Genomic DNA, 1,059 nt, shown 5'->3' with positions numbered 1-1,059 from the left:
TGGGTTTGGATCATATGGTTGGCAGGCTGCGTAGCCAGAGGATGGATCCGCGTAGGTGGAGTCCCGCGGCGTAGCTTTCGGGTGTCTTGTCGTAGCGGGTGGCCAGACCCCGCCATTCCTTGATCTTGTTGATGCCGCGTTCCACGGTGTTGCGGTCTTTGTAGAGCGTGGCGTCGTGGCTGACCGGGCGGCCTCCGACGCTGCCGCGCTTCTTGCGGTTGGCCCTCTGGTCGGCCTTCTCCGGGATCACCGCCCGGATTTTCCGTGTGCGCAGGTGGGCGCGGTTGGCGCGGGAGGAGTAGGCCTTGTCTCCGGCGACCGCGTCCGGCCGGGCCCTGGGGCGTCCGACCGGCCCACGCACCTTGATCTTCTTCAGGACCGGGAGGAAACACGGGCTGTCTGCGGCCTGTCCGGGAGTGAGGATGATGGACAGTAAGCGGCAGCGCCGGTCGGTCGCGAGGTACACCTTGCTGGTCAGCCCGCCCCGGGAGCGTCCCAGGTCAGCGGCCTTCAGTCGGGCCGCGCGGCGCCGTGCCCGTTCGGCTCCCTCATCATCTTCGGGCACCTCGACTACAGGGTCGTTTTGTCCGGTTTCTGAAGCCCCTTTTCCTCCGTCAGGGCCTTCTCCATGTCCTCCAGGAGATCCGGGTCGACCACCATGCCCGCCGCGTGGTGATGCGCGCGGGCGACGGTGGAGTCCACGCTGACCAGGCTGAGATCGACATCGTCGCGCGCCGCCGCCTCGGTGATCATCGCGTCCATGAGGGTCTGGAAGACCCCGTCACGTGCCCACATGCGGAACCGGTCGTAGATCGTCGACCAGGAACCGTAGCTGGCCGGCACGTCCCGCCAGGGGCTGCCGGTACGGAACCTCCACATCACCGCGTTGACATAGCTGCGCAGGTCAGGGATCGGCCCGGACGCCCCCAGCGGGAGATGCGGCTCGATCAACTCCCATTCACCATCGGTCAGATCACCACGCGTCATACAACCGTGCTACCAGCCGAAGCACCCGAACGCGAAGGACGATCACCCTGCTTGTGATCCAGACTCGGAACA

General features: G+C 66.1%; 1 pseudogene. It reads right to left on the bottom strand.

What is annotated here, in order from left to right:
- Positions 1-10 precede the first annotated feature (10 nt).
- Positions 11-987, bottom strand: a pseudogene (locus tag G6R25_RS24185) (IS5 family transposase).
- Between the last annotated feature and the right edge of the window lie 72 nt (positions 988-1,059).

Origin of the sequence: Candidatus Frankia alpina (assembly GCF_902806485.1) — a bacterium.
GTDB classification, from domain to species: Bacteria; Actinomycetota; Actinomycetes; order Frankiales; family Frankiaceae; genus Frankia; species Frankia alpina.
This window is presented reverse-complemented; position numbering and strand designations above follow the sequence as displayed.